Source organism: Luteitalea sp., from assembly GCF_044337415.1.
Lineage (GTDB): Bacteria > Acidobacteriota > Vicinamibacteria > Vicinamibacterales > Vicinamibacteraceae > Luteitalea.
This window is the reverse complement of sequence record NZ_JBIINP010000225.1, coordinates 1-6,053: the sequence shown is the minus strand read 5'-3', so window position 1 is coordinate 6,053 and position 6,053 is coordinate 1. Positions and strand designations below refer to the sequence as shown.

The 6,053-nt window shown below is 68.5% G+C and carries 5 protein-coding genes; 4 read left to right on the top strand and 1 reads right to left on the bottom strand.

Translation table 11 applies throughout. The annotated features are described in order from the left end of the window. Positions 1–1,101, bottom strand: a 1,101-nt coding sequence (locus tag ACIRDX_RS19540) for a hypothetical protein (RefSeq protein WP_396627114.1), incomplete at its 3' end; no start/stop codon positions are given. 572 nt (positions 1,102–1,673) lie between these two features. Between ACIRDX_RS19540 and ACIRDX_RS19535 the strand changes: the two genes are divergently transcribed. The 4 genes from ACIRDX_RS19535 to ACIRDX_RS19520 form a co-directional block, all read left to right on the top strand. Beyond that, entirely contained in the window at positions 1,674–2,165 is a 492-nt protein-coding gene (locus ACIRDX_RS19535) for a transcription termination/antitermination protein NusG (protein ID WP_396627113.1), read from the top strand. Between the two features lie 239 nt (positions 2,166–2,404). Continuing rightward, positions 2,405–3,007: a polysaccharide biosynthesis/export family protein gene (locus ACIRDX_RS19530; protein WP_396627112.1), complete on the top strand. Its 603-nt coding sequence runs from the start codon at positions 2,405–2,407 to the stop codon at positions 3,005–3,007. Positions 3,008–3,695: 688 nt separating this feature from the next. Further along, positions 3,696–4,484, top strand: coding sequence for a hypothetical protein (locus ACIRDX_RS19525; protein WP_396627111.1), 789 nt, complete (start codon positions 3,696–3,698; stop codon positions 4,482–4,484). 7 nt (positions 4,485–4,491) lie between these two features. Next, a partial coding sequence (locus tag ACIRDX_RS19520) for a GNVR domain-containing protein (protein WP_396627110.1) occupies positions 4,492–6,053 on the top strand: 1,562 nt, incomplete at its 3' end.

The following is a 6,053-nucleotide window of genomic DNA, read 5'->3' as shown; positions in this document are numbered from 1 at the left end:
GGCGGTGGCCACGGTCAACGACTCGCCGCGGGTCGTCATCGTCACCTCGCGCAGGCGCACCTCGCCGCCCCCGCCGCTGCGTTCCAGCCAGCTGGCCACCGTCCGGCCGTCCTCGAGCAGCGCCACGCCCGCCCAACCCACCGGGTCACCGTCGTCTACCCGGATCGGCGCCGAGAACGTGGCGCCGGCGTCGTCGGAGAACGCGGCCAGCACCCGCGCCGTGTCGCCCGCCGCGGTGAACCAGGTGACCACCACGTGCGAGCCCTCGGCGGCGATGGCGGGTCCGTTGGTCGGGCACCCGGGAATCATCCAGCCGTCGCGGTGGACCGGGGCTGGCGGTGTCCAGCGGCCGTCGACCTGGCGCACGATGGAGATGTCGCGGATGTTGGCGGGGTCGCGATCGCGATAGACCGCCACCATCCCACGCGACGTCCTGGCCATATCGGTGCTGCAGCACGAGCAGGCATCGAGGTCGACGACGGTGCGGTCGCGCGAGCGGCCGTCGCGTCCGAACGCGACCGTGCCGACGGTCTTGATGTGTCCCCCGCCATGGTCGACGTGATCCCCGTGCCCGGCGGTGGCGCCGCCGGCGTCGAGCGGTGTCAGGAACACCGCAGCCATGGCGTCTCCATCAGGCAGGAAGGAGAGGAAGCCGGAGTAGTCGGTGGTGTTGCCGACGCCTTCCTCGAACACGGTCTGCCAGGAGCGGCCGTCGTCTGCCGACGACTGCACGCGGATGGCGTAGCCGTAGGCGCCGGTCTTCTTGCCGGTGTTGACCAGCCAGTGCGCGTAGAGACGTCCGTCGCGGGCGGCCGTCACCGACGGGTGGTCGGCCCAGTTGACGAACCAGTCGGTGCCCTGGGCGATCTGGCGGGCCGGCGCCCATGCGCCGTTGGTCAGGCGCGAGAACTTCAGCGCGTGTCCGCCGCTCGGCACGGGTTCCACCCAGCTCAGATATGTGTGCCCGTCGCCCCCGGTCGTCAGAGCGTACATGCCGCTGCCGTCTCCGGAGGGCGTGGCCAGCGATTCGACGCGCGGGCGGGCGGTCACCCCGGTGCACGCGGCACCCAGCACGAGGAGCAAGAGAGCGAGGATCTGCATGAGTGGTCTACCCCTGAGCGAGGCCGGCGCAGCCGGCCGAGTCGAGGGGTAGTGTCTGTGGTGTCGGTGGGAGAGCCCTGCGGCAAGATGTCGCGCGCGATCACGGATCTGTCGCGCACGGCCTACCGGTACTTCTCCCGCCTCGGGAACGCCGGCGTCGAAGGCCGTCTCCTCGCCAGATAGCCTCACCTGCGCTCAACCGACTGCCGACTGCCGACTGCCGGCTGCCGACTGCCGACCCCGATCACGTTTCTGAAATGTGTAGGGAAACCTAACACCACAGTTACGTGATCGTCGGAATCTCTTTCATTTCTTGTCCGAAGTTGTGCTAGAGTGAGCACTGCCGGAAGAGCCAGAACTAAAGTTGGCGACCGGTTGCCGATTGATATCCAAGAGCAGTCGGCACATGCGGCAAGGTACGACTCGGCCCAGGCGAAGGCTCGCCACTGGATGTCCCCGCAACCTCACGAATGGGACTGACGGGGCGGTAGCACGCGCGCCGGGCCAAGGACACCGCGGCAGCCTGGCAATGCCCGCCCCGCGCTTCATTCTGAACTCTGAATTCTGAACTCATGAACTGGTTCGCCCTCCGCGTGAAGCCCCGCACCGAGCGCGTCGTCGCCGACGCCCTCGCCGGGAAGGGCTACGAGCAGTTCCTGCCGCTCCACAAGGAGCGCAAGCGCTGGTCCGACCGCGTCAAGGTGGTCGAGACCCCGCTGTTTGCCGGCTACGTGTTCTGCCGGTTCGACGTCCAGCACCGGTTGCCCATCCTCACCACCCCGGGCGTGATGCACGTGGTGGGCATCGGCAAGACGCCGTACCCGATCGACGAGGACGAGGTCGCCTCGCTTCGGGTGGTCGTCGACTCGGGCCTGCAGGTCGAGTCCTGGCCGTACCTGCACGTGGGCCAGCGCATCCAGATCGTGTCGGGCCCGCTCACCGGATCGTCCGGCATCCTGCAGTCGGTCAAGAGCAGGGACCGCCTGGTGGTGTCGATTTCGTTGTTGCAACGCTCCGTGTCCGTGGAGATTCCGGAGCACTGCGCCTGGCCAGCCACGGCCTGAACACTCGCTGACGTGCAGGACGGCCGGCGCCCTCCCGCCGGCTCTCGTGCGCGCGTGTCGCTCCCTCCCCGAGACACGCCGCCAGTCGCCGTTCGCGGCGACGCCCGTCCACCCCTCGGTTCTCCAAGTCCCGCCTCGTTCACCTGCGTGAACGAACGGGCAGCGCGCCCCGTATGGAATCTCGATCTGTAAGCTCGGCCGACACTCGGCCGTCACACCGGCCCGAGGTCACCCCGCTCATGTCGGCCCTGCGTCTCTGTACCGCCCTGTTCCTGCTCCTGTCGTCGCTGGCGCCGATCGGCGCGCTGGCCCAGTCGCCCGCGAAGCCGACCGGCCCCGCCGTTGCGACCGAGCCCGGCTTCACCATCGGCCCCGAGGACGTGCTCGGCGTGCTGGTGTGGCGGGAGGCCGACGTGAGCGGCGACGTCACCGTGCGCGCCGACGGCATGGTCACGCTGCCGCTCATCCGCGACGTCAAGGCGGCCGGCCTCACGCCCAATGAACTGGCCGAGCAGATCCAGACCTCGCTGCGTGAGTTCATCACCGACGCGTCGGTCACCATCGTCGTGCGGCAGATGAACAGCCGGAAGGTGTACATCACCGGCGAGGTCGGCAAGCCCGGCGCCTACCCGCTCACGGCGCAGACCACCGTGATGCAGTTCATCGCCATTGCCGGCGGCCTCACCGAGTTCGCCGCCTCCAACGACATCACCGTGATGCGCGTGGAGGACGGCCGCAGCGTGTCGCACAAGTTCGAGTACAAGGACGTCGCCAGGGGCAAGAAGGCGGAACAGAACCTCGTGCTGCGCCCGGGCGACACCGTGGTGATTCCCGAGAAGTAGCGTGCGTGCGACTCCCTGCTGCGGGCTGGTGATGGCGATCACGCTGTGGGCCGGCGTGGCGTGGGCGCAGCAGCCCGCGCCGGCGCCCGCGCAGCCACAGGCGCCGGTCACCGCGGCGCCGACGGAGCCACAGGCCCCCGCACCGGAGCCGGAGGAACGCCGGGGCAGGAGCGGTCGACCCTCGTCGCGCGATCCGGAAGAGCCGGAGCCAAGAGGGCGAGCCAGTACGCGCATTCGGGAGTCGCGCAAACCGGGACCGACACGCCAGAGCCTCGACTTCACCACGACGCTGCAGGGTGGGTACGACGACAACTCGGGTCAGGAACTCGCGGGTGAGACAGCCGCTCCGATGACCATGCCTGACGGGCCTGTCGGCATGCTGACGGCCTCGCTCGCATACCGGCGTGGCAACGACGCGCGGAGCTTCGGCCTCGACACCGGCGGTTCCACCATGTCCTACCCGGAATACGTCGATGGACTTCTCACGGGAGGAAACGCGTCCGTGGTGGCGCGCACGCGGGTTGGGGGTGGTCTCACTGTCGGGGGTAATGCGAGGGTGAGCTATGACCCCGTCTTCAGCGCGTTCCTGCCGTCCGCAGGCGGCGAACTCGGGCCTGGCGTACCGGAACTGGTCCCCTCCACCGGTCTGTATCAGCAGCGATCTCTCAGTACGTCAGGAACCGGGACGGTGGAGCAGAGGGTCGGCAGCAGCGGCATGCTGAGCGCGTCGTACACGTACGGCCGCTTCACCTTCACCGACAACGCCGAGGCGACCGGAACTTCCGGAGACAACAGCTCGCAAGCCGTTGCCACCACCTACAACCACACCCTGACGCCGTCCGTGAGCCTGCGCGCTTCCTACAGCTACAACGCCTTCGGTTTCGACGACGCGGACCTCGCCGTCGGCTCGTCCAGGTCACAGCGTGTCGAGGGCGGAGCCACCCTCGGGCGGGTACCGGTGACGCTGTCGTTGATGATCGGCATGGCGCGACTGACCACGACCGACGCCGCCGATGCCGCGCTGTACGACGACTGGCTGCCATCCGGCTCCGCTACTCTCGCGGTCACGCGGGATCGGTGGGACGTGCAGGCGCTCTATGCGAGGGACTTCTCGCTGCTGCAGGGACTCACGACCGACGTCTACGTATTGGATCGGTTCTCGCTCAGCGCGAACCTTTCGTTGACCAGGGGCACCACCCTGCAGGTCGCCGGTTCGTTCGCGCACTGGCAGATCCCTGATGCATCGTCGATGACCACGGCGTTCGACGTTCTCGGGGCCAACATCGCCCTCAGCCAGAGGCTCGGCGGCCGTCTGAGCGCCTTCGCGAGCTACGGCTACTACAACCACGAGTACTCGGACCCGGCGTCACTGCCTCCCACGTTCCCGCCCCTGCTGGACAGGCTGTCGTTCAGGGTGGGCCTCGCCGTGAACGTCCCACTCATCGGCGGTGGGCGGCGCGGTCGCACAGGCGCCTAGGAATCACATGCTTCCCGGTCGACAACTCTCGCCGAGCGCCCTGATGCGGGCCCTGGTGCAATGGCGCTGGCTGGTCATCATCCCGGCGGTCCTCGGCCTCATGGGCGGTCTCCTTGCGTCGCGGTTCCTGCCGAGTCTCTACAGGTCCGACGCGCTGATCCAGGTTGTCCCACAGCGAGTCCCGGAGTCGTACGTCAGCGCCACCGTGACGGAAGGCGTCGAGGAGCGCCTGCGCGCGATCAGCCAGCAGGTGCTCAGCCGGACGCAGCTCGAGAAGCTCGTCACGGACTTCAACCTCTTTCCGGGCGAGCGCGGCACGCTGCCGATGGAGGACGTGATCCAGCAGATGACGTCGCGCGTGACCATCCAGCCCGTCGTGGGCACCCGCGGGGGGCAGCGCGGCAACGACAGCGAGGCCTTCCGCATCGCGTTCGACTACGAAGACGGCGCGACGGCCCAGAAGGTCGTCGAACGCCTCGCCAGCTTCTTCATCGACACGAACGCCCGAGAGCGGGGCACCCAGGCCGAGCAGACGAGTGCCTTCCTCGAGGCGCAGATGGCCGATGCGCGCACGCGGCTCGAGGCGCAGGAGCTGAAGCTGAAGGACTTCCGGGAACGCAATGCCGGTCGACTGCCCACTCAGGCGCAGGCCAACATGCAGGCCATCCAGAACGCGCAGCTCAGCCTGCAGGCCGCCGTCGAGTCACTGGCGCGAGACAAGGACCGCAAGCTGATTCTCGAGCAACTTCTCAACGACGCCGTCGCGGACAGCGAAGCCACGGCCTCGACGTCGCCCGGGGCCTCCGCTGACCCGATGACCGGTGCGCCCGCCGGCGCCACGCCCGCGCAGAGACTCGAGGCCGCACGAACGGCCCTGGCGCAGATGGAGACCCGCCTCAGTCCCAAGCACCCGGACGTGAGCCGCATGAAGCGCCTCATCGAGGACCTCGAGAAGCAGGCCGAGTCGGCGTCGTTGCAGCGCCCCCTGGGAGGGGACGACACGGCAGGGGAACGGCCGCTCTCCGCGGACGACGCGCGGCGCCGCGATCGGATCCGTCAGCAGCGCGTCGAACTCGAGGCGCTCGACAGGCAGATCGTGTTCAAGACGAGCGAGGAACGCCGACTCCGCGGCGTGATCGCCGGATACCAGAGTCGTCTGGAGGCCGTGCCGGGCGTCGAGTCCGAATGGGTCGCCCTGAGCCGCGACTACGAGACACTGCAGGCCTCATACCGCGAGCTGCTGTCCAAGAGCGAGAACTCCAGGATGGCCGCCAGCCTGGAGCAACGTCAGATAGGCGAGCAGTTCCGCATCCTCGACCCGCCGCGGGTTCCGCAGAAGCCGTTCAAGCCCAATCGTCGCCAGATCAACACGATGGGGGCCGCAGCAGGTCTCGGCCTCGGTCTCGCGCTCGTGGGGCTGATGTTCTTCGCGGACTCGACGGTCCGCTCCGAAGCTGACGTGACCGGCGCGGTGGACCTGCCGGTTCTGGTGCTGCTGCCGTACGTGACCACCGCCGACGACCTCGCCCGCAAGAAACGGCGGACCTGGCTCGAGGTGGTGGCGGCCGT